General features: G+C 52.8%; 33 protein-coding genes and 2 pseudogenes. 20 read left to right on the top strand and 15 right to left on the bottom strand.

All coding sequences use genetic code 11. The features are described from left to right. Positions 1–274: 274 nt before the first annotated feature. Positions 275–817 carry a hypothetical protein gene (locus ACFO6X_RS06535; protein ID WP_382431248.1) on the top strand — a complete coding sequence of 181 codons (543 nt, stop codon included), beginning with the start codon at positions 275–277 and terminating at the stop codon, positions 815–817. Between the two features lie 309 nt (positions 818–1,126). Here ACFO6X_RS06535 and ACFO6X_RS06530 read toward each other — a convergent pair whose 3' ends face one another. Continuing rightward, the gene (locus ACFO6X_RS06530; RefSeq protein WP_382431246.1) at positions 1,127–1,399 is read right to left on the bottom strand and encodes a hypothetical protein; all 273 of its coding nucleotides are present in this window, start codon (positions 1,397–1,399) and stop codon (positions 1,127–1,129) included. 265 nt (positions 1,400–1,664) lie between these two features. Between ACFO6X_RS06530 and ACFO6X_RS06525 the strand changes: the two are divergent. The 5 genes and pseudogenes from ACFO6X_RS06525 to ACFO6X_RS06505 all read left to right on the top strand — a co-directional run. Beyond that, positions 1,665–1,790: pseudogene (locus ACFO6X_RS06525) on the top strand (DUF1010 domain-containing protein); the annotation flags it as partial. Between the two features lie 316 nt (positions 1,791–2,106). Next, positions 2,107–2,880: a hypothetical protein gene (locus ACFO6X_RS06520; protein ID WP_382431244.1), complete on the top strand. Its 774-nt coding sequence runs from the start codon at positions 2,107–2,109 to the stop codon at positions 2,878–2,880. A gap of 338 nt (positions 2,881–3,218) precedes the next feature. Continuing rightward, positions 3,219–3,998, top strand: coding sequence for a hypothetical protein (locus ACFO6X_RS06515; protein WP_382431242.1), 780 nt, complete (start codon positions 3,219–3,221; stop codon positions 3,996–3,998). 101 nt (positions 3,999–4,099) lie between these two features. Then, on the top strand, positions 4,100–4,456 hold the full coding sequence (locus ACFO6X_RS06510; RefSeq protein WP_382431240.1) for a collagen-like triple helix repeat-containing protein: 357 nt from the start codon (positions 4,100–4,102) through the stop codon (positions 4,454–4,456). A gap of 99 nt (positions 4,457–4,555) precedes the next feature. Then, on the top strand, positions 4,556–4,849 hold the full coding sequence (locus ACFO6X_RS06505) for a hypothetical protein (protein WP_382431238.1): 294 nt from the start codon (positions 4,556–4,558) through the stop codon (positions 4,847–4,849). A 55-nt stretch (positions 4,850–4,904) separates the two neighbouring features. Here ACFO6X_RS06505 and ACFO6X_RS06500 read toward each other — a convergent pair whose 3' ends face one another. From ACFO6X_RS06500 to ACFO6X_RS06480, 5 genes are all read right to left on the bottom strand, one after another. Then, the gene (locus tag ACFO6X_RS06500) at positions 4,905–5,942 is read right to left on the bottom strand and encodes a hypothetical protein (RefSeq protein WP_382431236.1); all 1,038 of its coding nucleotides are present in this window, start codon (positions 5,940–5,942) and stop codon (positions 4,905–4,907) included. A 9-nt stretch (positions 5,943–5,951) separates the two neighbouring features. After that, complete coding sequence (locus tag ACFO6X_RS06495; RefSeq protein ID WP_382431234.1) at positions 5,952–6,197, bottom strand: hypothetical protein; 246 nt, start codon at positions 6,195–6,197, stop codon at positions 5,952–5,954. Positions 6,198–6,210: 13 nt separating this feature from the next. Then, positions 6,211–7,425: a helix-turn-helix domain-containing protein gene (locus tag ACFO6X_RS06490; RefSeq protein WP_382431232.1), complete on the bottom strand. Its 1,215-nt coding sequence runs from the start codon at positions 7,423–7,425 to the stop codon at positions 6,211–6,213. Then, positions 7,422–7,682 (bottom strand): hypothetical protein, encoded by a 261-nt coding sequence (locus ACFO6X_RS06485; RefSeq protein ID WP_382431230.1) that lies wholly within the window; start codon positions 7,680–7,682, stop codon positions 7,422–7,424. The genes ACFO6X_RS06490 and ACFO6X_RS06485 overlap by 4 nt, the downstream gene beginning before the upstream one ends. Positions 7,683–7,770: 88 nt before the next feature. After that, complete coding sequence (locus ACFO6X_RS06480) at positions 7,771–8,145, bottom strand: hypothetical protein (protein ID WP_382431228.1); 375 nt, start codon at positions 8,143–8,145, stop codon at positions 7,771–7,773. A gap of 157 nt (positions 8,146–8,302) precedes the next feature. On the opposite strand from ACFO6X_RS06480, the gene ACFO6X_RS06475 reads away from it, so the two are divergent. Next, positions 8,303–8,476 (top strand): hypothetical protein, encoded by a 174-nt coding sequence (locus tag ACFO6X_RS06475; protein WP_382431226.1) that lies wholly within the window; start codon positions 8,303–8,305, stop codon positions 8,474–8,476. Here the strand turns inward: ACFO6X_RS06475 and ACFO6X_RS06470 are convergent. Next, on the bottom strand, positions 8,453–9,178 hold the full coding sequence (locus ACFO6X_RS06470) for a hypothetical protein (protein ID WP_382431224.1): 726 nt from the start codon (positions 9,176–9,178) through the stop codon (positions 8,453–8,455). The genes ACFO6X_RS06475 and ACFO6X_RS06470 overlap by 24 nt on opposite strands. A 173-nt stretch (positions 9,179–9,351) precedes the next feature. Then, positions 9,352–9,852, bottom strand: coding sequence for a hypothetical protein (locus ACFO6X_RS06465; protein ID WP_382431222.1), 501 nt, complete (start codon positions 9,850–9,852; stop codon positions 9,352–9,354). Between the two features lie 529 nt (positions 9,853–10,381). Here ACFO6X_RS06465 and ACFO6X_RS06460 point away from each other — a divergent pair. From ACFO6X_RS06460 to ACFO6X_RS06445, 4 genes are all read left to right on the top strand, one after another. Further along, entirely contained in the window at positions 10,382–10,693 is a 312-nt protein-coding gene (locus ACFO6X_RS06460) for a transcriptional regulator (RefSeq protein WP_382431220.1), read from the top strand. Next, positions 10,686–10,994, top strand: a complete 309-nt coding sequence (locus ACFO6X_RS06455) for a BrnA antitoxin family protein (protein WP_382431218.1) — start codon at positions 10,686–10,688, stop codon at positions 10,992–10,994. Before ACFO6X_RS06460 ends, ACFO6X_RS06455 begins: the two co-directional genes overlap by 8 nt. 63 nt (positions 10,995–11,057) lie before the next feature. Next, complete coding sequence (locus ACFO6X_RS06450) at positions 11,058–12,089, top strand: hypothetical protein (protein WP_382431216.1); 1,032 nt, start codon at positions 11,058–11,060, stop codon at positions 12,087–12,089. Further along, a complete protein-coding gene (locus ACFO6X_RS06445) occupies positions 12,044–12,661 on the top strand; it encodes a hypothetical protein (protein ID WP_382431214.1) in 618 nt (205 codons plus the stop codon). Before ACFO6X_RS06450 ends, ACFO6X_RS06445 begins: the two co-directional genes overlap by 46 nt. Before the next feature lie 37 nt (positions 12,662–12,698). Here the strand turns inward: ACFO6X_RS06445 and ACFO6X_RS06440 are convergent, their stop codons facing one another. Together ACFO6X_RS06440 and ACFO6X_RS06435 are read right to left on the bottom strand one after the other, a co-directional pair. Beyond that, the gene (locus tag ACFO6X_RS06440; RefSeq protein WP_382431262.1) at positions 12,699–13,373 is read right to left on the bottom strand and encodes a thermonuclease family protein; all 675 of its coding nucleotides are present in this window, start codon (positions 13,371–13,373) and stop codon (positions 12,699–12,701) included. Between the two features lie 447 nt (positions 13,374–13,820). Continuing rightward, positions 13,821–13,925 (bottom strand): annotated as a pseudogene (locus ACFO6X_RS06435) (hypothetical protein); the annotation flags it as partial. Between the two features lie 176 nt (positions 13,926–14,101). On the opposite strand from ACFO6X_RS06435, the gene ACFO6X_RS06430 reads away from it, so the two are divergent. Then, the gene (locus ACFO6X_RS06430) at positions 14,102–14,254 is read left to right on the top strand and encodes a hypothetical protein (RefSeq protein WP_382431212.1); all 153 of its coding nucleotides are present in this window, start codon (positions 14,102–14,104) and stop codon (positions 14,252–14,254) included. Positions 14,255–15,514: 1,260 nt separating this feature from the next. Here ACFO6X_RS06430 and ACFO6X_RS06425 read toward each other — a convergent pair. The 4 genes from ACFO6X_RS06425 to ACFO6X_RS06410 form a co-directional block, all read right to left on the bottom strand. Next, positions 15,515–15,961, bottom strand: coding sequence for a hypothetical protein (locus ACFO6X_RS06425; protein WP_382431210.1), 447 nt, complete (start codon positions 15,959–15,961; stop codon positions 15,515–15,517). Then, positions 15,958–16,359, bottom strand: a complete 402-nt coding sequence (locus ACFO6X_RS06420; protein ID WP_382431208.1) for a helix-turn-helix domain-containing protein — start codon at positions 16,357–16,359, stop codon at positions 15,958–15,960. The genes ACFO6X_RS06425 and ACFO6X_RS06420 overlap by 4 nt, the downstream gene beginning before the upstream one ends. A 19-nt stretch (positions 16,360–16,378) precedes the next feature. Next, positions 16,379–16,828, bottom strand: coding sequence for a hypothetical protein (locus tag ACFO6X_RS06415; RefSeq protein ID WP_382431206.1), 450 nt, complete (start codon positions 16,826–16,828; stop codon positions 16,379–16,381). 116 nt (positions 16,829–16,944) lie between these two features. Then, the gene (locus ACFO6X_RS06410) at positions 16,945–17,472 is read right to left on the bottom strand and encodes a helix-turn-helix domain-containing protein (protein WP_382431204.1); all 528 of its coding nucleotides are present in this window, start codon (positions 17,470–17,472) and stop codon (positions 16,945–16,947) included. A gap of 78 nt (positions 17,473–17,550) precedes the next feature. Here ACFO6X_RS06410 and ACFO6X_RS06405 point away from each other — a divergent pair, with 78 nt between their 5' ends. Both ACFO6X_RS06405 and ACFO6X_RS06400 read left to right on the top strand, forming a co-directional pair. After that, positions 17,551–17,796: a helix-turn-helix domain-containing protein gene (locus ACFO6X_RS06405; protein ID WP_382431202.1), complete on the top strand. Its 246-nt coding sequence runs from the start codon at positions 17,551–17,553 to the stop codon at positions 17,794–17,796. A gap of 5 nt (positions 17,797–17,801) precedes the next feature. After that, a complete protein-coding gene (locus ACFO6X_RS06400) occupies positions 17,802–18,029 on the top strand; it encodes a hypothetical protein (protein ID WP_382431200.1) in 228 nt (75 codons plus the stop codon). 143 nt (positions 18,030–18,172) lie between these two features. Here ACFO6X_RS06400 and ACFO6X_RS06395 read toward each other — a convergent pair whose 3' ends face one another. After that, a complete protein-coding gene (locus tag ACFO6X_RS06395; protein WP_382431199.1) occupies positions 18,173–18,418 on the bottom strand; it encodes a hypothetical protein in 246 nt (81 codons plus the stop codon). 20 nt (positions 18,419–18,438) lie between these two features. Between ACFO6X_RS06395 and ACFO6X_RS06390 the strand changes: the two genes are divergently transcribed. The 6 genes from ACFO6X_RS06390 to ACFO6X_RS06365 all read left to right on the top strand — a co-directional run bounded on the left by ACFO6X_RS06390 (position 18,439) and on the right by ACFO6X_RS06365 (position 21,037). After that, entirely contained in the window at positions 18,439–18,582 is a 144-nt protein-coding gene (locus ACFO6X_RS06390; RefSeq protein WP_382431198.1) for a hypothetical protein, read from the top strand. Further along, complete coding sequence (locus ACFO6X_RS06385; RefSeq protein ID WP_382431197.1) at positions 18,579–18,758, top strand: hypothetical protein; 180 nt, start codon at positions 18,579–18,581, stop codon at positions 18,756–18,758. The genes ACFO6X_RS06390 and ACFO6X_RS06385 overlap by 4 nt, the downstream gene beginning before the upstream one ends. Positions 18,759–18,780: 22 nt before the next feature. Then, the gene (locus tag ACFO6X_RS06380) at positions 18,781–19,614 is read left to right on the top strand and encodes a helix-turn-helix domain-containing protein (protein ID WP_382431195.1); all 834 of its coding nucleotides are present in this window, start codon (positions 18,781–18,783) and stop codon (positions 19,612–19,614) included. A 70-nt stretch (positions 19,615–19,684) separates the two neighbouring features. Next, positions 19,685–20,290, top strand: coding sequence for a hypothetical protein (locus ACFO6X_RS06375; RefSeq protein WP_382431193.1), 606 nt, complete (start codon positions 19,685–19,687; stop codon positions 20,288–20,290). Between the two features lie 4 nt (positions 20,291–20,294). Continuing rightward, positions 20,295–20,645 carry a DUF1064 domain-containing protein gene (locus ACFO6X_RS06370; RefSeq protein ID WP_382431191.1) on the top strand — a complete coding sequence of 117 codons (351 nt, stop codon included), beginning with the start codon at positions 20,295–20,297 and terminating at the stop codon, positions 20,643–20,645. Between the two features lie 26 nt (positions 20,646–20,671). Continuing rightward, the gene (locus ACFO6X_RS06365) at positions 20,672–21,037 is read left to right on the top strand and encodes a hypothetical protein (protein ID WP_382431189.1); all 366 of its coding nucleotides are present in this window, start codon (positions 20,672–20,674) and stop codon (positions 21,035–21,037) included. Positions 21,038–21,162: the final 125 nt, after the last annotated feature.

The following is a 21,162-nucleotide window of genomic DNA, read 5'->3' as shown; positions in this document are numbered from 1 at the left end:
GGCGGCACTGGCACAGGTTCGTTTTTCCGACTATGCTGCTGGCTTTGGGTGGCTGGTGTGTGGGCTTGGGTTCTAACTCGGCGCTCAAGCGGACAGCTTCCAGCCGCCGCTTACCTTGGTTCGTTAGCATTTCGCCCGCGCTGGTGCTCATTCCAAGGCTGCCAAAATCCAAGGTTTTCTGTCACTGGCGTTCAAAAGTAGGTTTTGCGTTTGGCTTGCCAGTCAGTGTTCTTTGGTTTCGTATAAGCACTGGTGCAGGTTTGGTTTTCCGGTTATGCTGCTGGCTTTGGGTAGCAGGTGTGTGGGCGTTGGTTCTAACTTGTCGCTCAAGCGGACGGCTTCCAGCCGCCGCTTACCTTGGTTCGTTAGCGGTATTGATATGGCGACTTGGAAAAATGTTATTTCAGGACTGTTAACTGTTGCAATTGTCACGATTGGTGGCTGTATCGTATGGCTCGATTACTATTTTTCTGGCATGTGTGCAACAACTGTAATTGATCAAGCAGCATCACCAAGTGGAAAAATTAAAGCTGTCGTATTTCAGATCGATTGTGGTGCTACCACTGATTTCAATAGCCAAGTGGCGATTGTTCCAGGGAATAAGAAAATTTCGGAGAAAGACGCACTACCCAAAAGCTTTTTCGCTGCGAATAGCGATTATGGCAAGGCTCCCGAAGGCAAGGCACATGGGCCAGAGCTTCGACTGAATTGGTTGTCTGACAGCAACTTAGAAATACAATACCATGAGTTCGCTCGCATCATACGTGCAGAAAAATCCTCAAAAGGTGTCGCTGTTGATTACCGCTCATTCCGCTAATGACTCTGGTAGTTGGTGCATGGGCGTGTGTTCTAACTCGGCGCTCAAGCGGACGGCTTCCAGCCGCCGCTTACCTTGGTTCGTTAGTCGTGTCTCACAGCAGTGCTCGTTCCAATGCTGTAAAAGTTTGTTTTTTCTGTCGCCGGTAATTTCAAAGTAGGTTTTACTTTTGATTGGTATAACCGATTTTTCGGTTCCCTTTTAGTGCTGGTGTAATTTTAGTTTTTTGGCTATCCTATTGGTATTTAGCGGCTGGCATGTCGGCGCAGGTCTAACTCTGCGCTCAAGCGGACAGCTTTCAGCTGCCGCTTACCTTAGTTCGTTAGATGGCTTGTCGTATCGACGGCAGTTGTCGCAAAAACCGTCCGGCTCATCTTCGCCAACATCTAGCAAACTGAAGCTGTCGGTGTACCAAGCGCAGCGCGGATTTCCGCATCGCTCTACGTTGTGATTTAGGAGTGATTCGTTGAGGACTGAACGATCAATTCCAAGCTCCCGCATCACTCTATCTGCGCCATCGGCATAACTTGTAATAGTATCGATTTGATCGTCAGTTAAATTAACCATCGGCTTCTTCGCCATGACTTCATCCTTAAAAATTATGTTCTAACGTTCCGCTCAAGCGGACGGCTTCCAGCCGCCGCTTACCTTGGTTCGTTAGAGTGTGTCCAATGCCAGCATCCGCGTTCCACAGTTGAATGACGCAGCAGTCCACGTTTTTCCATTCGTGCAGCAGCTCCGGCGGCAACCCACTGGCCTTTCTTTGGCCCACCGTTGTGCCGGTATATTGGTGTTTTCAACCAGCAGGCATCCGGCCATAGTATGTTTGCTATGAAGCGCGTGTTCATGGCATCATTGCTTGGGTTGGCCGCCCTTAGTTTTTCTGCCATTTGTTCAAGTGTTGCCATTTGAATTTGGTTCTAACGTTTCGCTCAAGCCGACCCGCAGGCGGGCGGCTTATCTTGGGCGTTAGCATTTTTCCTACGGTAGTGCTGATTCCACGGCTGTCAAAATCCGGGTTTTTCTGCCGCTAGTGTTCAAAAGTAAACTTTGTTTTTGGCTTGCCGATCAGTATTCTTTGGCTTCGTATTGGCGCTGGTGCAGGTTCGCTTTTCCGGCTATGCTGCTGGCTTTAGGTGGCTGGTTTGTGGGCTTGGGTTCTAATCTTTCGCTCAAGCGGACGACTTCCAGCCTTTTTGGTTCGTTAAGCATCAAACACACCCATGCACGCAGAACCACCAGTTCCACTCGACGCTGTACGCGACGCTCTCGAACGATCGGGCTACCTTATGGAGTCCCGGCTCGTTCGCATCCTCACCGCTGCTGACTTCTTTGTCGAACCCAATGTGTCTCACAAGGATCCTCGTACAGGCAAGGCGCGAGAGATCGACTTGACGGCCGAGAGCGCCTTACGATCATTTCGCCGAGGCGTTTGTGTTAAGACGACCTTCGTGATTGAGGCTGTCAATAACCGCTTCCCGATAGTTCTTCTCACGGAGCGGCCGTCGTCTCCAAACGCAGACTTCGAGAGCTACGTAAAGTTTGGTACGAGTCCTAACCCGTGTCCGTTCCTTCATGAAATTCACATCTATGATGAGAAGGGAGCGGATTGGAACAACCTCTTCTCGCAGTTCTGTGCCCTGAGCAAGAAGAGCGGCAAAGACGAATTAATGGCCAGTCATCCTGACGATATTTACTCATCGCTTCTCAAGGCCGCGGAGTACACGGAAGACCAAGTTGCCGATTTTGAAGAATGGACAGAAAACGAGACTGGAAAGTATTGGCGACTTTTTGTTTGGCATCCTATGCTGGTAGTCAGCGGCCAACTGCTAACGGCGAAGTTCTCCCCAGAGGGTGCCATCCTCTTGCAGGAAGCTCCACTTGCACGCTTGGAGTTCAATTGGCATGACGGCGACAGTCGGAAAACGACGGTTATTGAGGTAGTTCGAGAGGACTTTCTCCTTGAGCGTTTGGAGGCCATTCGTGCTCAAGACGATATCCTTGAAGCTCGAATTCACGATCTGATGGCTTCCCATAAGTCGCTCGATGGCACACTCCAGTGACGTCTGGCAGTTTGATTATGTTAAACGTTAGCACTTGCTCACGGTGGTGTTTGTTCTACGCCCATTCTGCTGGCTTTGCGTGGCTGGTGTGTGGGCTTGGGTTCTAACTTTTCGCTCAAGCGGACAGCTTTCAGCCGCCGCTTACCTTGGTTCGTTGGGCATGTCATTAAGCACCTTGAATGGAGAAGCCGATGAAATATTTAATATTGCTCGCGGGATTAATAGCACCAACATTCGCATATTCATGTGGGATTAATGAGTATGAGAAGTGTTACCAGGCATGCATAATCCCAAGGCCATTTGGTGGGTGCGCACAGGAGATAAAGGATTGCAAATGCTTGCCAAAAATTAGCGGCACTATAGGTCAGATTGGAGAAGAATCCAAGAGGGCGGTGAACAACATTGCAAGAGAACTTGGAAAAACACCTGAAGCAATTCAAGCATGCTTAGGTAATATACCTCAATGTGCCAGCGAAATTGTTTCAGCTCCATTAGTACTTCCAGTGCAAGCGTATATTGACGGACTATATCGCCAATCTGAAGGAAGAACCCATTCGTTTTCTCCAGAATTTGTTGCGCTTGCGCAACAATATTTTAGCGTTGATTTGAGTCGCATAACCTTTGCCGATGATATAAACACAGGCTCAGGAATGTCCGTTTCTTACTGTGATCGGATTTTTTTCGTCAGACATGGCAATTTGTGGCAAGACAGAAGCGAATTACATCACGTATTGCATGAACTTGAACATACCGTGCAGTGCCAAAATAGGGGGAAACGTACCTATTTGGCGGAGTACGTTCTAAAAGCTGGTCTGGATGTGGTTAAGAAAGGTCGTTTTGACGTGCATGATGTTCATGATTTTGAAGTTGCTGCTGAGGCTAAAGCGAACCAAGTAACAGATATTCTTTGGAACAAAATACGTAGTGGCACAGTGGCTGCGCCAGGGTCACCCATGATTACACCACAATACCAACCACAACCATACACGCCTTTTCCTTCCCAGCAAAATGGGGATGTTTGTGTGACTCAGGTCAACTCTTGTAAGTGGGTTGGGCCAGTTGGGTGGAATTGCATGTGTGCTTCGCCTTGGGGACTTCAGTCCGGAATAATTCGTTAATAATGCCCAAAAAACGCTTCGAGAGGGACGCTCCAACAGCCGGCTTTGCCGCCTGTTTCCGCGCCCCTCAAACTGCACGTTAGGCACCAAGGAGAAAAATCATGGCTGAATGGATGTTTGATAGGTACGGCAAGCCTTGCGTAATCTGGGACGATACAAAGATTCGTGATCGACACGGAAAAGTTATCGCCTGGCTAAGCGGCGATAATGTCTACTCATTAAAAGGTGATCATATTGGCTGGTTTGATCATGGAGTCATATTTGACTCCACCAACTCAGCATTGGCATTCAGCCGAAACCGCACAACTGGCTTACCCAGCGTACCGGGTCTTTCTGGCACACCCGGTATGCCCGGATTCGCCGGCACGCCAGGCCGCCCAGGATACTCAGGTACTCCAGGCCGCCCTGGCAGCAGAGGTTGGTCTAATCAAAATCCCACTGCGTATCTTAGTGCCTAACAATGCGCTCAACTATCGCTCACTTCATTCGCTGGACAGCCCAAAGCTACGCTTTTGTCTTCCCGTTAGCTTAATCGTTAGGCCTCATAAGGGAATGCCATGGAAGAATTAATTGCTCATGCAATAAATCAGAAGAAATTTATCGAATTCAGATATCAAGGCAGGCACCGAGTTGCAGAACCCCATGTGCTCGGGATAACTAACGGAATTAAGCAGGTTCTTTGTTATCAAACAGGTGGTCATAGCAGTCGTGGCAATCTTCCAGATTGGCGTCGTTTTGACCTTCATGAAATAGTTGGTCTAAAAGTTCTTGAGACAACATTCCCGGGGAAGCGTCCTTACCCATCTGGGCGGCATAGCAGCTTTGACCATCGTATTGCTATTGTGCAGTAATGGTCTAACAAGTCACTCAAGCGGACAGCTTGCAGCTGCTGCTTACCTTTGTGCGTTAGATCAACACTCCCTGCTTTCCGCTGGCCAGCCGGTAGCCTTGGCCGCAGCGTTCAATCAGGCCTTCGGCCACCAGACAGGCCTGAATAGTGCGGGCTGCGCTGGTGTTGCCCCCCACCAAGGTTTGAATGGCCCGCACGCTCGGCACACTCAGGTTTCCATCGAGTACGGCGGCACGGGCAGCGGCATAGCGTGGCCCCGGCGCTGGCACAGTGGGCACGGTGACAGCTGGCACGGCCCATGTCATGGGGGCCACGGCCATGCTGATGGCGGGCACGGTCACACTGCGCCACTTGGCACTGGCTGGTGGCACGGGCACGGTGGGCATGGTTGCCTTTGGCACCACTGGCACCGGCACGCCACAGCAGGCAGCGCGCAGCAGGGCTCCAGCAGCGGCACACATCACCAGTCCCATCACACAGATCAGCACAGCACGCGCCACGGTGTAGACCAGCATGCCCGTCTGGCCGAAGGTGTCGGCCAGCGTGGGGCGTTGGCTGGCCAGCAAGCCCGCCAGCTCTTGCGCTTGGGTGTCAGCCTGCTGCTGCAACTCTTGGGCTGTGCGCAGGGTCTGGGCACCATCTTGGCGCTGGCCAATGAACCGGCTACCCACCTGCTCTTGGGCTGTTGCGCTCAAACTGGCGGCGTTGGCTTGGGCTTGGGCGATGCTAGTGCGCAGGTGCTCAATGCGGGCCAGTTGCCCAGCTTGAGCTGCGGTACCGGCCTGCACCAGCGCGTGCTGGGTAGCAAACACGGTGACGCACTCAAATGCCAGTAGCAGCGCACCAGCGGTGAGCAGCAAGGGGCGCAGGCTGTGGCCACGCGGCAGCAGGGCGGCGATGAAAAACGCGGCCACCTCTGCGGCAATCATCAGCAGGCCCGCAACAGCCATGGCTTGGCGGGCAGCAGCATCGGCTTCGGTCTGTTGCAGGCCCAGTACGAAGAAGTCAGCGGTCACGGCGCTGGCAGCGAGCCCGATGGCAGCGGCCAGCAGAGCCAATGCAATCACGGCCCAGCGGGGGAGTTGGTGGTGCATATTGGCTCCTTACAGGTTGGCCCATTCGGGGATTGATTCCCAGGCTGCACTCAACTCCTGAGCAGGATTGACAGCCGATGATTTGAGCTGATCATCGTGAAATCGCCAGAACAAATCGCACATCGCATGCACGCCCCCTTGATCGGCAGCCTGTTGTCCAATATTGCGCAGCTCTGTCCATGCACGGTGTTCACCTTGCCGGGCTGCGATACAAAGCGCCCGTATACGTCCAAATTCCATTCCGGTTTGACACATGGTGTTCTCCTGCTCACACAGTGACGGCCACTGTGCGGGCCACATTGATTTCAGCGTGCAATGCCCGGTAGTTGATGCGTAGAACTTGGCAACTGTCTCGCATCACCTGCGGGGTGAGATTGACCCCGGCGCGGGCACGGCGCACGTTTTCAATTGCCCAGCTGGGGCCCGTCAATTCGTCTGTTGCCGGGATGCGGTCTGCCGGGGCCGCCATCGTTGTTGTATGCAGGCTTCGGGCCAACAGAATGGCAATCTGGGCCTTGGTAGCTGCATCTGGGGCCGCAGCCTGGGCTTGTTGCTCTGGGGTCAGCGCGGGCGCAGGCTGGGGCCGTACCGGTTGTGCTGTGGGCGCGACTGGGGCCGGTGCGGGTGGTGCAAAGTAGTCGGCCTTGAAAAAGTTCCGGCCTGTGCGCTCCAAAATCCACTGGGCGGCTTGCATGGCAGTGATACCAGACTTGGCCGCTTCGGCGCGCAGCTGGGCAATGTCTGCCACGGTGAGGGGCGGTTTGCCGTTGTTGGCGCGCTGTGCGTTGATGCGGTCAACCAGTTGTGCAAAAGCGGCTGTGTCGTCCTGCTGGGCTGTTGGCTGTTCGGACTTTTGAGACTGCGAAGCAAAAAAGGCAGGGGAGGGGGCAGGCTCTGGCGCAGCCAGGGTGGCTGGTGCTGGAGCTGGCACAGGTGCTGGTGGCGTGGCGCGTGCCTCCGTTCCCTCCCGTTCTTTCAGTTCCTCCGTTCCCTCCGTTCCCTCCGTTCCCTCCGTTCCTTGTGCAGAGATTTCTGTGTTTGTGTCAGGTTTTGCAGCATTGGGCACTGTGGGGGGCACTGGCGATGACTTGAGAAAGTCTGCACTGCCGAGCATATTTTTGGCCCATGTGATGCCTTCTATGGCGACCGCCTGCAGGTTTTTTTCTTGCAAAACGTAGGCTGGCGTGCGTATACCAGCCACTTTGCCCACCAGTACCAGCCCCAGCTCTTTCAGAGTGGCTAGATGTTTTTCAACGGTAGTGCGGTGCATCCCGCATAGCTTGGCTAAGCGGGCTACGCTGGGCCAAGCGCAGCCAGCGGTGTCGTTGTGATGGACGCACAGCACCATGGCCACGAACTTGGTGCCGCTGGGCAGGTTTGCGCGCACGGTGCTTTGCAGCAAGCGTAAGTTGGCACTTTTGAGTTCGATTTCGGCTTCGAACAGTTCTGCATCAGTGCATGGGGTGAAAACAGCCTGTGTCATGCTGCCACTCCTTCGTGCTCCATGTTGCGGTCAAACGCAAACAGGATGCCGCCGAGATCTTTAATTTCTATCAGCGTGTCGGTTTCTTTACAAGCGAGTGCCATCATTGCTAGGCGCAATGCGTATTGGTCAAGGCCACAAGAAATAGTTTTTTCAAGAGCAATCAGTCGCTTAAACGCATCTAGCCTGCGTTGGTAAACGTCAAGGAGCAAGTGGAGTTTGTAATCAAGCGTGGTGGGGGCAAGAGATTGAGTCATGGCGACCTCCAAAACAGAACAATGGGACGAAGCAACCCACAGCCAGCCGCACGCAGCGACTGTCAGGCAAGTGGGTAGGGTGGGGCGGTTAAGCCGCTACGGCTGTGCGCTTGGGCGCGACCGTGGGGGTAGCGTTGTCGATGGCCCGCAGACGGGCCAAGGCCATATCAGCCATGTAGGCTTGGAGCTGCAATTGCTTTTGCCATGCCTGCACGTCGGCAATGGTTTGTTGCAGCATGCTGGCGCTGCCATGCAGGAAAAGCCCGGCATTCAACTGGGAGCGGCTGCGGCTAAGCACCGTCATGGTCAAGCGCCGCACGGGTTCCCAAGTGGTGCTCTGGAGGACTTCGTAAGCTTCGATCTGCGCGCATGACAGCAGTGGCCGGAAGTTGGTGGTGGCCACCGCAATAGCGGCGTGTTCTGTACGACTGCGCGGGGCAGTGCGGATGGAGGTGTCAGCCATGATGGCTCCTTCTGGACGTTGTAGGAGCCTGACAACCTCGCTTCCCAACGAGGGTGGCAGGCCGTGTAGGGTAGGAAGACCGGCAGAAGGTACCGGCGCACCTTGCGGTGCCCCCACACGGCCCACCATAAAACGTGTCCGTGCGTGCAGCATCAAAATGAAAAAAGCCGCTCCCCAAAAGTGGCGCGGCTTGCTGCGCCTTCTGAAACCGGGCTTCCCAACCCGTGCCCTGCTTTTTTTGCAGGGCGGGGGTAGTGTAGCGCAAGCATTCCAACTTGGCTACCACCTGATGATGGGCGCAAGAAATTTAACGAACTGGCTCAATCCGTAACACAGCAAATCTGTTCTTGCCCAAGGTTAGCTTTGCCACGGTCGGGCCATTGCCAAAAATCTTGGCGTATTCCTGTTTTGGAAGTTCATAAATTTTGAATCCGACACCTGCCCTCTGCCTATTGTCAACATAGTAGTTGACAGTATCCCAAGAATCTTTCGTCCACTCCTCAACAGAAAGGCTTTCGTGCAAATCCTTAGGATCAGAAACAGGCATCCATACTGTGACCTCAACATTTCCATCTTCATCAGGTTGTGGATTTGCATATCCAAACCGTCTGACCGGCTCATCTGCTTGTGGCTTAGAAGAGAGGTAAATTTTTAGACTATCAGGAATGTCGAGTTCAATGGTGTACTCATACTCTCCTCCGTCTGGAGTTGTCATTCCATTGGTGATTGCTGCCGCTACTGAGATGTGTTCAACATATTTTGGTAAATCACTGATGTATGACCGATAGGTTTTTGCATACTCTCTGGATAGATGAGCAACCGTTTTTCCTTCAATTACCACTTTGACTGCATTAGAGTCATAAGGGTTCTTATTATCCAAAACAAGATAGGCAATAAAGAAAGACAGCGCCCGCTTTCCCACTGGATTTTGAGCCAGCTTTGATATTCTACTTCGATAGTGCGAAGTGCCTACAGCTTCTATTTTGAAGCACATTGTTGATTCAAAATGACCGTAGTTTTTCAGTGTATCCATATACCCCGCCAAAATCGAATACATCAACGTTACATAACGATGAGAAAAGCTCCTACTTATCTCTCGTAGGTACAGTTTACTGTATCAAGTGCAACCTAAGCAGGCGGCTAGATAGCACAGACATCTAATATAATTAACAAATTTTGCTTAAACGGCGTGAAATTACCACTCAATCAAAGAAATTCTTTTGCATTGGCAATATTTCCTCCTGCTATCTTCTTTTTAAAAGCACGAATTGCGTTTTGACATTTAATGTCACTCCAATCAATCAAAACAACTCCAGCCTTTTCATAATTTCCTTCAGCTTTCTTTATTTCATCATTTTCTTTATTTGTTGTGATATTAACTCTCTCACATTTTTTTATTAAATTAACAAAATCATTAAAACCTTCATCCTCACTAGCATTTGACTCCTTGTGCTTTTCAAGCAATTGAGACAAACTGCTAGAGAGTCGCTCGAAATGTTCAAATACTAAGTTTTTCCTCTGAAGAACAGCTTTCTCAGAGACTTTTCCTGTAAAAAAACAGACTTTCTTACCAACAGTTCGATTCATAACAGCAGAATACCAAGCTCTCGCTCGCTTAGGCCCAACATGATCACGATCTGCAAGCCATCTCATATCTTGATAAATTAACCGCAGTTGAGTCATTGTTTCTTGATCAAAATCACTCATAGACAACCCATATAAAAATTAAAACCCGTCCAAAGCCGCCAATGGCATCAGATCGGCTGTACTACCCGCATCAGTGACAGTGCCGCTCTGGTCTGTGATAGAGAAGCGCCCATTCTGGTAAAGCACACAAGCCACTAGCATAGCAGCGGCCATAGTTCGTGCCATTGGAGACGGTTGCGGTGCCTTACGCTGTATGTTCTGGAAACTTCTGTTCTACCCAGTGGAAGATACGGTCATGAACCGCAGCAGTGGTAGGGTTCTGATGTTCACTGTAGGCTGTCCATTCATGGCTGTGACAGGCCCAACGCCCGCCCGGTATTGCCACAGGGTCTGTGCATTGCCGCTGACACACACTCCTACCCTGCTGCTCGACAGGCTGCTATGTGCTTCTGGTGCCGGTCTGGGTGCAAGCACGCCAAACCGGTGTCTTGCTTTTCTGCAAAGGGGGAGCGGGTTGCACAAAGTGGAATACTGGCTGATGTACTAACAAATAATTGCTGTACTAATTATTTGTTGTTACGATAGGCGTATGTTGACCGTTGTCGAAACCGAAGAATTCAAGGCCTGGGCAGCTCAGGTGTGGAGCGATACCGAGCGAGAAGCATTCATCGACTGGATTGCGGACAACCCCGAGGCAGGCGATGTGATCCCAGGCACCAGCGGGCTACGCAAGGTGCGCTGGGGCCGTGCCGGTATGGGCAAACGTGGTGGTGCACGGGTGATCTACTTCACGCGCAATGCCCGTGGCGAAATCGTGTTGGTGCTGGTGTATGCCAAGGCCAAGTTTGACAACATCCGCCCTGAACTGTTGAACCGACTCAAGGAAAAATACGATGTATGACGATCAACTCAAGCCTCACTCAGACCCCGAAATACGGGAATTTGAAGAGGCGCTGATGCGTTCTATAGGCCAATCCCAGCATGGTGAATTTGCCCGTGTGCATACCCCCACTGACATTGCTGCACGGCGCAAAGCGGGACGACCTGTAGGAACAGTAAAAGCTGCACCCAAGCAATCGACCACCATCCGCCTCTCTCCAGAGGTCATGGCAGCTTTTAAGGCCACTGGCAGAGGCTGGCAAACACGGATTGATGCTGCTCTCAAAGAGTGGCTCCAGGCGCATTCGCTGATCTGCAAATAGATTTGTAATTAATTTTGTATAAAGTTAATTTCGGCCTCTTTGAATAAATTATTAAATTTAAAAATGATAAAACCAAAAACAATCAAGAAAAATTTGGTGTACAAACGAGCCGTATTTAATAAAAATCTAGACAATGAATCACTTAAGACATTAATTGAACAATCCCTCAACAAGAAGACAACTATTGGAGATAGGCGAATAAACATTTCTGGCGACAAAGAAAATCCCATCTATCAAATCATAGGCACGCCGCACTGCGAATCTGGTGGCTTTGTCTTTGGTGCTTTAATGACCTATGCTCCAGGAACTGATCCATTGTTCTTGGTTGATGATGATGAAGCCCTCGACGTAATTATAGAAAAACTAAAAGCGCCATCCACCGAAAGTGGAAAACGACGTGAATTTCTATCGTCCATGATGTACTTTGGTGTTCTTGAAAATCACTTAGTGCTCATGCAATCACAAGCACTAAGATCCAATCAACTAGAATCATTTCTTCAGTGGTTCCTTCACGAGGCAGAAGTAATAAAAGGAAACAATACTTTTTCTCTAATAGACATACCAACACCGGATATAATAGAGAAATTAAACAAAGGAAAAAATGTCATCTCCATCACAATTGGTGGCGAAGTCAATCATGAAAAAACCATGCAACAAATGTCATTACTTCCTGAAGATAATGATGACGAGTTGCATGAAGATAAGAATACAGACTCAAACAAGGCTAGGGAAAACATCTGGGGATTAGGTCTTTTGAGAGGCCTACTAAACCCATCAAAATCATCAGAGATAAATCTTGAAAAACTACACAACTCAAACATACAAATGAGTGTGACATTAGGTTACAAGCGCAGTACAACTGACAAAGGTCAAGAATTAATGGATACGCTTGGAGCGGCGCTCCGTCACAATGAGTATATTGAAACATCTTTAAAACTAAAAGATGGAACCGAAATTAAAGGCAATGATCTAAAAATTACGGGTTCAATTTCAGTGTCGTCTTATGATGGTCAACTAAGTCAATCCGAAGTTTTTGAAGGGATGAGGCAATGGCTACTGGAAAAGATTTCGTCAAGCGAGATATCTATCTGCTGATAGATTGGTTGGCAGTTCCACGCAAAATAACTCTACCCACCCTTATAGCAATAGGCTTAACAATCGGCCAGCTGCTATGGATTTATATTGATAGCTCTAAGATATTTTCTTGGCTTTCTGGTTTGTCATCTCCATTTTGCATGATGTGTGCAACAGTTGTTTGGGCCATGCGTGAAAAATTAGACGACACTATAGACCAAGATTCCATGTCTGCAAGCGAATACAAATCCTTTGTCAAATTAAATAATGAGCACCGCAATAGATCAACACAGTGGGCAATATTCACTGGTGCAATGGCCTTGATATCATCATTCCCAGCTATCGCTGATCAATTGATTGGGTCTGTGTGGCATTGGATGGTGCTGGCATCATGCACAGCGGTTGCATCTACAATTTACCCATATTTGCTAGCTGCATACTGGGAACGACAAGCTAAAAACTACGTAAGTCAAAAGAAGTTGGAAGCCAAGATAAAAACAGAAAAACGAACGCTAGAACTTTTAATTGGTAAATCTAAAAACTCAAACCAACCCAATAAGGGCTGGTCGAATGGGCCTAATATCATGGCATGAACGCCATGTGCCTCTTAAATATTCTGAAAATTACGGATCAGAATCCTTCGGATGCCGCCAACGGTGTCAAATCGGCTGCGCTACCTGCATCGGTCGCATTACCGTTCTGATCCACAATCAAGAAGCGCCCATTTTGGTAACGCACACACAAGCCACTGGCATAGCAGCGCCCATAGGCTCCGCTGTTCGAGGTGGTTTCAGTACCCTGCGCAGTGAACTCAGGGAACTTGTGTTCAACCCAATCAAACACCCGGTCATGGACTGCCGCCGTGGTGGGTGCGCTGATATTGACCGCAGGCTGCCCATTCGTGGCTGTGACTGGCCCAACACCAGCGCGGTATTGCCAAGGTGCCTGTGCGCTGCTGCTGGCCCACAGCCCACTCTTTGCGGCTTGGGCGAATGCTTGCAGTGTGGGTAGGCTGCTGCCAGCTTCAAGGTACTTGGTATAGGCCCAAGCACACCCTTGGAACACCATGGCGGCTCCCACGTCCTGCCCTTGGGCGGATACGCTGGCAATGGTGCGACCGTAGCGGTCTTTGCCATCGCTGCACATTTGCACAATCCCACTGCCAAGGATGTTGGTCAAGCAGGTGGTTGCATCCACACCAAAGGTTTGGCTGCGCTCAGGGGCATCAATCTGGTTGATCCGAACGCGCTCTAGACCCTGCTCGGTACGCACAGAAATGGTATCGCCATCAATCACCCGATCCACGGTGGCCGTGGTGCAGGTGCCGGGTGGGGTAGCGGGCTTGGTGGCAACTTCGGGCGGACTGGTGGGGGCCGGTGCGGGCGCAGGTGTGGGTGCTGGAGCTGGAGCTGGAGCTGGAGCTGGAGCTGGTGCTGGTGCTGGTGCTGGTGCTGGTGCTGGTGCTGGTGCTGGTGCTGGTGCTGGTGCTGGTGCTGGTGCTGGTGCTGGTGCTGGGGCTGGGGCTGGTGCTGGGGCTGGTGCTGGTGCTGGTGCTGGTGCTGGTGCTGGTGCTGGTGCTGGTGCTGGTGCTGGTGCAGGTGTTGGGGCTGGTGCAGGCGTTGGAGCTGGTGCAGGCGTTGGAGCTGGTGCAGGCGTTGGAGCTGGTGCAGGTGTTGGGGCTGGTGCAGGCGTTGGAGCTGGTGCAGGGGACGGACTGTTGTGGCAGTGATAGCCGCCTGTTTTTCTGTTGTGATGGCAACCATAACGATCTAAGCCCCCAGAGTGGGCCAGTGCAGCTGAGGTGGTAATGGTGCTGACGGCAGCAATCAATAGTTGGATGCGGGCGGTTCGGTTCATGGGTGTGCTGATGTGAACAGGGGGCAGACGCCCAATATAACCCTGCGTCGGCTTGATTTGCACTATTTTGGTGCTTGGATTCAGCCTGGTCACAACCAATGGCTCCTACACAAGAAGGTGTAGCAGCTTCTATCGGTGTACATTTTCTGTACTACAACCCTTCTGAGGAGAACTTGATGAAAAAGACGATTTCTGTTTTGACTGCAATGGCGATGCTACTGGGGCTGGCGCTGGACGCCGGTGCAGCCAATCGCAAGGGCAGCCACCGGGTGGGCGGCACCAACAGCCACGGCAAAGGCAGCCACTACATTGGTGGTCACAAGCGTTGAACCATGAACCAAGCGTGAACCAAACTATGAACCAGCCCGCCATGAGCGGGCTTTTTAACGAGCTGCTCGAATGACCTCTACGTTGTTGCCAGTGCCCCAGCGCTGGGGTTATCATTTCTATCCGTCTTGCGCTTTCGCGTATGACTCTGAAAAGTCTTTGCCCCCATTAGCCGGGGGGCACGGCGCGTGGTGTTTCGTGTGGCGTCTCTTGGTTCACGAGGGTGGGTACTCCTCAACCATCAGCCAGTTCTGATCCCATGCCATCTATCGTGCGGCTCTAACGTTGCAATATGCAGTGCTCTCTTTGAAGGGGGGTGCCCTTGGCATGTGCTTCGTCATGTTGTTTTCCCTTTGAATGATTGTCGGTACAGCGCCTAGCGGCTGCTTGCTGATCACTATCAGTGCTATCGCTGTCGGGCAGTTACGGTGACAGCTCAACGCCGGAATTGCCCCAGATTTACCCCTCTGGAGCGCCGCCTGCTTCGGGGCTTCGGTAGGGCTGGTAGGTGATGTGGTGGGCTGGCTGGACTTGATACCAGCTAGGTGAAGGCGATGATTCACGAGCGCCCAGCCTTATTTCGGGCTTACATCAGGGATGGCCCGAGGGTGTCGTCTGCTGCATCGCATCAGCGCGTTTCCTTCAACGCCGCAGCCACCGCATCTTTGGTGATGGCCGTACAGTGCTTTTCACCACCCTTGTATTTCCCTACGGGGCACTGCACGACCATCGCCAAAAAGCCCTGTTGCCAAGGCGCTTTGGTTTCGCCCCTGTTGCCAAGGGCAGGGCATCTGGTAGCCATTCGCTGAATCAACATTCAGCACCGTTTTTTCGCTCCGTGGTGTCATCCTCTTGCGTCCGTCCTCAACGTGCCCGCAATCCCTTCCCTGTCCCGTTTACCGCTCTTGGGCGGACTGGAAACCGCCCGGAGTGGCGGCGATAACCCAAGCCCATGCCTTGGGGTCTCTCTGTGCCGGACGAATGCCCCGCGTTGGGGGAGCAAGCAACATCGGCCTATAGCAGTGTTAAAGATGCTGGGCGATCCTCCAGTCGATGCCAGGGTACCCATGCCGCTTTGGTTTGCGACATGGGTAATTCTACAACTGTAGAAAATAAATACCCACATATGTAGAAAACTTTTATAAAAACAAGGGTAAACCCTAATAAAACAAACACCCCCTTCTGCTGTTGCACCCCCGTGCTAGTGTGCTGGGCATAAAAAAACCGCCTCGAAGGCGGTTGGTTGGTGGGGTAAGTGATGTCTACGCAGACTGTCCCGCTTCAAGTGAGGGTTGGCCTACGATCCGAAGTACTTCGCTTTGGTAATCTAGGCCATTGGCCGTAATGCGAACCCGCAAAGCCATGCCAGCGCGGGCCATGAACGGGATCATCTCCAATGGTACGTTTAACATGGTGTGCCCATCTTCGTCGGTCACTTCGTTGAACAACTCCGCCTGTGGCGGCTCCATGACAAAATGGGTCTCGGTCAGCACTTGGTCGCCGTCCAGCAATTGCAGTTGGACATCGTCTGAAGACCACACGCCTGAGAAGATCAGCACGTTCCACGCCACAAGTTTTGGCAACAACACCTCAGTACCGTGAATCCCCATAACGCCGTGATAAATGCCCATTGCAGAGAGCTTGCCACCTGCTTCTTGACGCAGGTCGTCGCAAAACAGTGTGAAGGCCGTCGTGGTTGGGCCGGTCATGCTTGTACACCCTGACGGATGGCTGCGAGCACCTTGTCCACACTGACCCCCAACCCTAAGGCGAGAGCTTCTAGGGTGGCCGCATCTGGGTTAGGCACTTTGCCATTTTCCAGCCTCGACAGATGTGGCTGCGGCAGGCCACAAGCCTCACTGAGTGCTTTTTGAGAAAGGCCGCACTGCAAACGCAACGCTGCCAGCGAGGCCAAGCCGTGACTTTGCAACGCCGTGCCCAGCGATTCACGTGCTGCACGCGCCATCTCTTGGCCTGCTGGTGTGGCCAGCAATTCGGCGCGTCGGCGTGAGGTGGGGCGCTGGGTTTTGGCAGGATTGCGGGCCAATGGGCGCAGCTCTGGCAGCACCTGAGTCACGGTTTGCCCGGACTGAAAACCGGGGGTCACAACAGGTTGCTGTGCCCCATTAACAGGGAATGCGAGCGATGCCGTAACGGTCATAGTCAGAGCGTACGCGCTGTGCAAATTCACTGTGTTCATCATAATCATCACTCCTGTGCATCAATCCCATGATCCAGATAGATGGATTGGGAGCCACATGGTGTACGGCGTAGATCAACCGCACCGGCAGCAGGACCCCATCTTGCCGCCACATTTTCAAATAGTAGAGGTTGTAGCCCCACTGTTTTGACCATTCCACTGGGGCGGCGTCGAACCGTGGGTCGTTAATGTGTTGAAACCGGCTCCACGTAAGCGCCTCCCTGACCTTGGCGTTTTCTACCAATAGATCAAAGAGTTCATCCAAGAAAAGTCCGTTGTCTTCGTTTTCTACATAGACGGCATCCAAGTCTTCCTGCACACCGTCAGCCCATTCGATGCAATAGTCTATAACTCTACGATTATATTCGTTGGCCATGTGGTGATGCTACCACTATGCAGCCATCGTCTTTTTACACTGGCTTTTGGTATGTGCATCCTTTGGGTGCTTGGTGGCATGGTCTGGTGGGAAACATCACAATTTGCGCACTGGGCCTAGCCCGTGACATGTCTTTTATCAGCCGTGCTGCCAATTGTGCTGTGCTGAGTAGCCAACATACTTTGGATGATGCCTTCGACAGCCGTCTTTTGCTGGGGGGTTAGCGCCTCCCACTGCTCCCGCTTGATGCTGCCAAAAGGCCATGCGTGTTCTATGTGGTGAACGCCACCAACCCGAGCCCCTTGCGCTGCCACTTCACTCTGAATCTGTTGAATTAGCTGCTCTATGGTTTGCAGTGCTTCGGCCATTGTTGATGGCTTTGACTGCCCGGTTTGAGGGGCGACTTCTGATACAACTCGATTGCCGCCCCCGAAGTTAGGGGTGTAAGTGGTCGATTCATCCAGCAGCTGATCTAGCGTCAGTCCCAGAGCCTTCGCCAAAGGCGCGGCGTACTTTGACCTCTGGCTGTCCCTGTTCTCCATTGCGCTGATGGTTCCAACATCGACGCGCGATTTCTCAGACAGTGACTCCAGAGTCCAGCCCAATAGTTCGCGGTACCGCTTAATTTGTTTTCCGAGTGCCATCCCTGCACCTTATACAAATGTGAGTTAGCACCTACTACGCTTATAGATATTGTTTATCTACAACTGTAGAATGTGTGCATGAATCCAATTCAACGAGCCATTGACATCACCGGCGGCGTATCGGGCTTGGCCGCTGTAATTGGTGCATCTTCCCCCGCTATCTATTCGTGGCGCAGCGGTGCAAGGACTTTCCCCGCCGAGCTTTGCCCCTCTATCGAAAAAGCCACCTCCGGAGTTGTGCGCTGCGAAGACCTGCGCCCCGATGTGGATTGGGCATACCTGCGCGGCACAGCCAAGCCCACTACCAGCCCTACAGGAGCCTAAAGCAAATGGCCAACCCCCACGATGTCCGTGTCGTCACCTGCCTCACCGCAGATGAGTTCTTTTCCATGCAGACGATGGCTGATAGCGAAGGCATGACGCAATCGGCATTCATTCGGCACCTCCTCAGGTTAGAGGCCCGCCGTCGGGCGATGGCCCAAGTGTCCGAGCAACAGCGCCTGCACGCTATCGAAGAACCCGCACAGGTTGTGCGCAGCGGCGGGGCAGGCACATGAAAAGCTGTATCTACCAGCATTTGGCTCTGTGCTGTTTGTTTACTTGGCAGCATTCTGCTGGCGCTGCCTAACTCTCAGCTTTAACAGCCCGAAGGGCAAGGAAGACCGCATGGATAAATCCACCAGCCGCCTCATCGCTGCCGTCAAACGCGCTGAGCAGCAGTGCTTAGCAGACCGAGGTACGCCTCCACAACCGCATCCCGAATCTGGGCCTCCACTGGCGGCGTCCCTTCCGACTCATCCAGAGATTTCGCATCCAGATTTGATGTCTTTAAGTGCAACGCGGCCTGAGCTGCATTCAAAGGCGGTAGCGTCTGAATGATGGCGGTCAGCACTGAGGACAACGCACTGGTTTGACCCCGAAGTGCGTCCAAATCGGTTTCTTTCATGGCAAAGGCCCTTTCTATGAATGATGGTTGGAATCTTCATTCTAGGAGAGGTGCCGTTTGCCGCCCATTCAACTCAATGGAGCATCTCCATCATGTCCCCTATGCGCCTTGCTGGCGCTGCCTTCCTGTCCATCAACCGTGACCTGCAAGAGGTGGCCGCATGACCACAGATCAGTTCCGAGCACTTCTGGAGCGGCGGTTCCACGGCAGCATCCACTATATGCAGGCATGGGCCAAGAAACTGATGAGGCGGCACCGGGACGGCCTTCCCGTCAGCCCTATGGAACTGCAATCGGCCCGTGCCACGCTGGTCTATATCGACGAAAAAGGGCTAGCGTGAGACCAAGCCAAGGAGACCACACATGAGCGTCAGGGTAATGACTGCGGTGTTCGAGCGTTACCCCAATGGTGGGGGGGAGATGTTGCTGGCGCTGGCACTGGCTGACCACGCAAGCGATGACGGCAGCCGTGTGTTCCCGAAAGTCAAAGATCTTGCAATCAAGACCCGCCAGTCCGAACGAGCTGTGCAGTACCAGCTGCGCCGAATGGAAGAGACGGGATGGCTGACCCTAGTAGGCTATGGCAACGGTGGCCGCAGTATGGCCCGTGAGTACCAAATCTCTCAAGATTGGATAAACGGTGCAGAAATTGCACCCATGCAAAAGGGTGCAAACGACGACAGTAAAGGGTGCAAAACAGAGCATGAAAGGGTGCAACCTATTGCACCCGCAAATAACCGTCATAAATCATCAATAAACCATCAATCTGTTCAGCGTGCGCAAGCGCCCGCACCAGCCAGTCCCCGCAAAGTTAGATCCAAGTCCAAACCCCCGCTGGATGAGACTGCGCTACAAGCAGCCTGCCGAGCCACATGGGAAGCCTACTCAACCGCCTACGCAGCCCGCTACGGCACAGCACCACTGCGCAATGCAAAGGTCAACGCCGCGATCAAAGGTTTTGTGCAGCGTGTTGGTCACGACGAGGCCCCAGCTGTAGCGGGGTTCTTTGTCGACCGGGTGGCAGATCCGCTGGTCGTGCGCCGTATGCACGACACCGGCCTGCTGCTGGCCAACGCTGAGGCATACCGGACGCAGTGGGTCACAGGCCGCACACCTATGCCAGCCCCAACCCACAGCCACAACAAACACAGCGCCGCAGCCAAAGCCATCTTTGATGACGGCTTCCCTGACTACTGAGCTTAGACGCATGACCATGAAGCCGATTTCCGCCATCGTGCTAGCCCAACAGAGAGGGGCAGACAGCTCTGTGCCAAAGGAAAGTGCACAGGCGGCGGGCGTGCAGGAACAGGCACGGGCTGCCGTGGCGTGGCTCTGGCGCATGATGCACGGCACCTACGGCAGCCTGTTCGTCAGCCGCTTTGCTACTGGTGAGATCGAGGACAAAGGGCCAGATAGGGGAAAAGACAAGGGGGTTCTGGCAGCCCGCCAAGTGTGGGAGGCCAGTATGCGCAACTTCAGCCCTGACACCGTGAAGACAGCATTCCGGCAGGCAGTGCAAGTCCACTCGGAATTCCCGCCAACGCTGCCCCAGTTCGTGGCTTTGTGCCATGCAAACAAGCCGCGCCAAACTTATCGCCCAGCTGCTGGCGCTGCTATCGAGATGGGGCAGCCCCTGCGCAGTGCTTATGCAGCAAAGGCTAGAGAAATCAATGCCTGCTATGACGCGAAGGGCTACAGCCGGGCCACACAAACGCAACCAGATGACTCTGTAGGTGGACTGGATTTGCTCAAACAGGCTATTGCCCAGGCCGTGGCCTGTACTGGTGGTGATGAGGCCATTGAGCTGATGCGTCTGGATCGGCTGCTGGCGCCGACCTGCAAAACCAGAATGATCATAAAAAACGAGGGATAGCCCATTGGAACAGCAGACCAAGCCGCCAAAGTACGGCAATACAAAGACCGTGGTGAACGACATTAAATTTGACAGTCGGGCCGAAGCACAGCGTTACAGCCACTTGATGATCCTGCAACGGGCTGGGCACATTTCCAACCTACGCTGTCAGGTGTCGTTCGAGCTGGTGTCCGGCGTGAAGTTTGCTGGCGCTGCCCGTGCCAAACCATCTATCCGCTACGTGGCCGATTTCGTTTATACCGAGAATGGTAAAGAGGTGATTGAAGACGTGAAGGGCGTTGAAACCCAAGAGTTCAAGATCAAGCGACACCTCATGCTGGCGCTGCTGGGCAAGGAAGTGCGGGTGCTGAAATGAGCCGGGCAGAAAGAGGATATGTGGCTGTGCCGGTCGAACTGCGGGATGCGGAAGAGTTGCTGGAGCGGTATGGCCGGTGGGCTCAAGACCGCTACCGTAAGCAACGCTGTGCCAGTGCCGAGGGTGGATACCAAGCACCGACCCTCGGACGTGATGAAGAGCGCCCCCTGTCTGCGCCATTGCCAGACTGGAATGCAATGCAGGTGCAGCGCGCATTGCAGGTGGTGCCGATGCAGTTTCGCCGTGTGCTGCACGCCTACTACATCCCACAGCGACTGCCGCATCACGCTATCCGTCGGCAACTCAAGATCACGTCTGGCACTTGGGAGCGCAGCAGGTTGGAAGGCCTTCGCCAGTTCTCGAACATCTACCGCTTGCGTTACTTGACATGATGATGCACAATCGCGCCATTACTCCGCGACACTGAGTCGTGTGCTTCGGTTGCCTCATGGCAGCCGGAGGCATGAGGAAAAGAAAAAAGCCCGCTGGCCTGTGCCTTGCGGGCTTTTGTGTTTTT

This window comes from Giesbergeria sinuosa, assembly GCF_042652905.1.
Taxonomy (GTDB): Bacteria; Pseudomonadota; Gammaproteobacteria; order Burkholderiales; family Burkholderiaceae_C; genus Simplicispira; species Simplicispira sinuosa.
Note: the sequence above shows the minus strand (reverse complement) of the source record. Positions and strands in the feature narration are given on the sequence as shown.

Coding starts and splice junctions, on each gene's coding strand:
- ACFO6X_RS06535 (WP_382431248.1), top strand. CDS start 275: ATGCTGCTGGCTTTGGGTAGCAGGTGTGTGGGCGTTGGTTCTAACTTG.
- ACFO6X_RS06530 (WP_382431246.1), bottom strand. CDS start 1,399: ATGGCGAAGAAGCCGATGGTTAATTTAACTGACGATCAAATCGATACT.
- ACFO6X_RS06520 (WP_382431244.1), top strand. CDS start 2,107: ATGGAGTCCCGGCTCGTTCGCATCCTCACCGCTGCTGACTTCTTTGTC.
- ACFO6X_RS06510 (WP_382431240.1), top strand. CDS start 4,100: ATGGCTGAATGGATGTTTGATAGGTACGGCAAGCCTTGCGTAATCTGG.
- ACFO6X_RS06505 (WP_382431238.1), top strand. CDS start 4,556: ATGGAAGAATTAATTGCTCATGCAATAAATCAGAAGAAATTTATCGAA.
- ACFO6X_RS06500 (WP_382431236.1), bottom strand. CDS start 5,942: ATGCACCACCAACTCCCCCGCTGGGCCGTGATTGCATTGGCTCTGCTG.
- ACFO6X_RS06495 (WP_382431234.1), bottom strand. CDS start 6,197: ATGTGTCAAACCGGAATGGAATTTGGACGTATACGGGCGCTTTGTATC.
- ACFO6X_RS06490 (WP_382431232.1), bottom strand. CDS start 7,425: ATGACACAGGCTGTTTTCACCCCATGCACTGATGCAGAACTGTTCGAA.
- ACFO6X_RS06485 (WP_382431230.1), bottom strand. CDS start 7,682: ATGACTCAATCTCTTGCCCCCACCACGCTTGATTACAAACTCCACTTG.
- ACFO6X_RS06480 (WP_382431228.1), bottom strand. CDS start 8,145: ATGGCTGACACCTCCATCCGCACTGCCCCGCGCAGTCGTACAGAACAC.
- ACFO6X_RS06475 (WP_382431226.1), top strand. CDS start 8,303: ATGAAAAAAGCCGCTCCCCAAAAGTGGCGCGGCTTGCTGCGCCTTCTG.
- ACFO6X_RS06470 (WP_382431224.1), bottom strand. CDS start 9,178: ATGGATACACTGAAAAACTACGGTCATTTTGAATCAACAATGTGCTTC.
- ACFO6X_RS06465 (WP_382431222.1), bottom strand. CDS start 9,852: ATGAGTGATTTTGATCAAGAAACAATGACTCAACTGCGGTTAATTTAT.
- ACFO6X_RS06460 (WP_382431220.1), top strand. CDS start 10,382: ATGTTGACCGTTGTCGAAACCGAAGAATTCAAGGCCTGGGCAGCTCAG.
- ACFO6X_RS06455 (WP_382431218.1), top strand. CDS start 10,686: ATGTATGACGATCAACTCAAGCCTCACTCAGACCCCGAAATACGGGAA.
- ACFO6X_RS06450 (WP_382431216.1), top strand. CDS start 11,058: ATGATAAAACCAAAAACAATCAAGAAAAATTTGGTGTACAAACGAGCC.
- ACFO6X_RS06445 (WP_382431214.1), top strand. CDS start 12,044: ATGGCTACTGGAAAAGATTTCGTCAAGCGAGATATCTATCTGCTGATA.
- ACFO6X_RS06430 (WP_382431212.1), top strand. CDS start 14,102: ATGAAAAAGACGATTTCTGTTTTGACTGCAATGGCGATGCTACTGGGG.
- ACFO6X_RS06425 (WP_382431210.1), bottom strand. CDS start 15,961: ATGACCGGCCCAACCACGACGGCCTTCACACTGTTTTGCGACGACCTG.
- ACFO6X_RS06415 (WP_382431206.1), bottom strand. CDS start 16,828: ATGGCCAACGAATATAATCGTAGAGTTATAGACTATTGCATCGAATGG.
- ACFO6X_RS06410 (WP_382431204.1), bottom strand. CDS start 17,472: ATGGCACTCGGAAAACAAATTAAGCGGTACCGCGAACTATTGGGCTGG.
- ACFO6X_RS06405 (WP_382431202.1), top strand. CDS start 17,551: ATGAATCCAATTCAACGAGCCATTGACATCACCGGCGGCGTATCGGGC.
- ACFO6X_RS06400 (WP_382431200.1), top strand. CDS start 17,802: ATGGCCAACCCCCACGATGTCCGTGTCGTCACCTGCCTCACCGCAGAT.
- ACFO6X_RS06395 (WP_382431199.1), bottom strand. CDS start 18,418: ATGAAAGAAACCGATTTGGACGCACTTCGGGGTCAAACCAGTGCGTTG.
- ACFO6X_RS06390 (WP_382431198.1), top strand. CDS start 18,439: ATGATGGTTGGAATCTTCATTCTAGGAGAGGTGCCGTTTGCCGCCCAT.
- ACFO6X_RS06385 (WP_382431197.1), top strand. CDS start 18,579: ATGACCACAGATCAGTTCCGAGCACTTCTGGAGCGGCGGTTCCACGGC.
- ACFO6X_RS06380 (WP_382431195.1), top strand. CDS start 18,781: ATGAGCGTCAGGGTAATGACTGCGGTGTTCGAGCGTTACCCCAATGGT.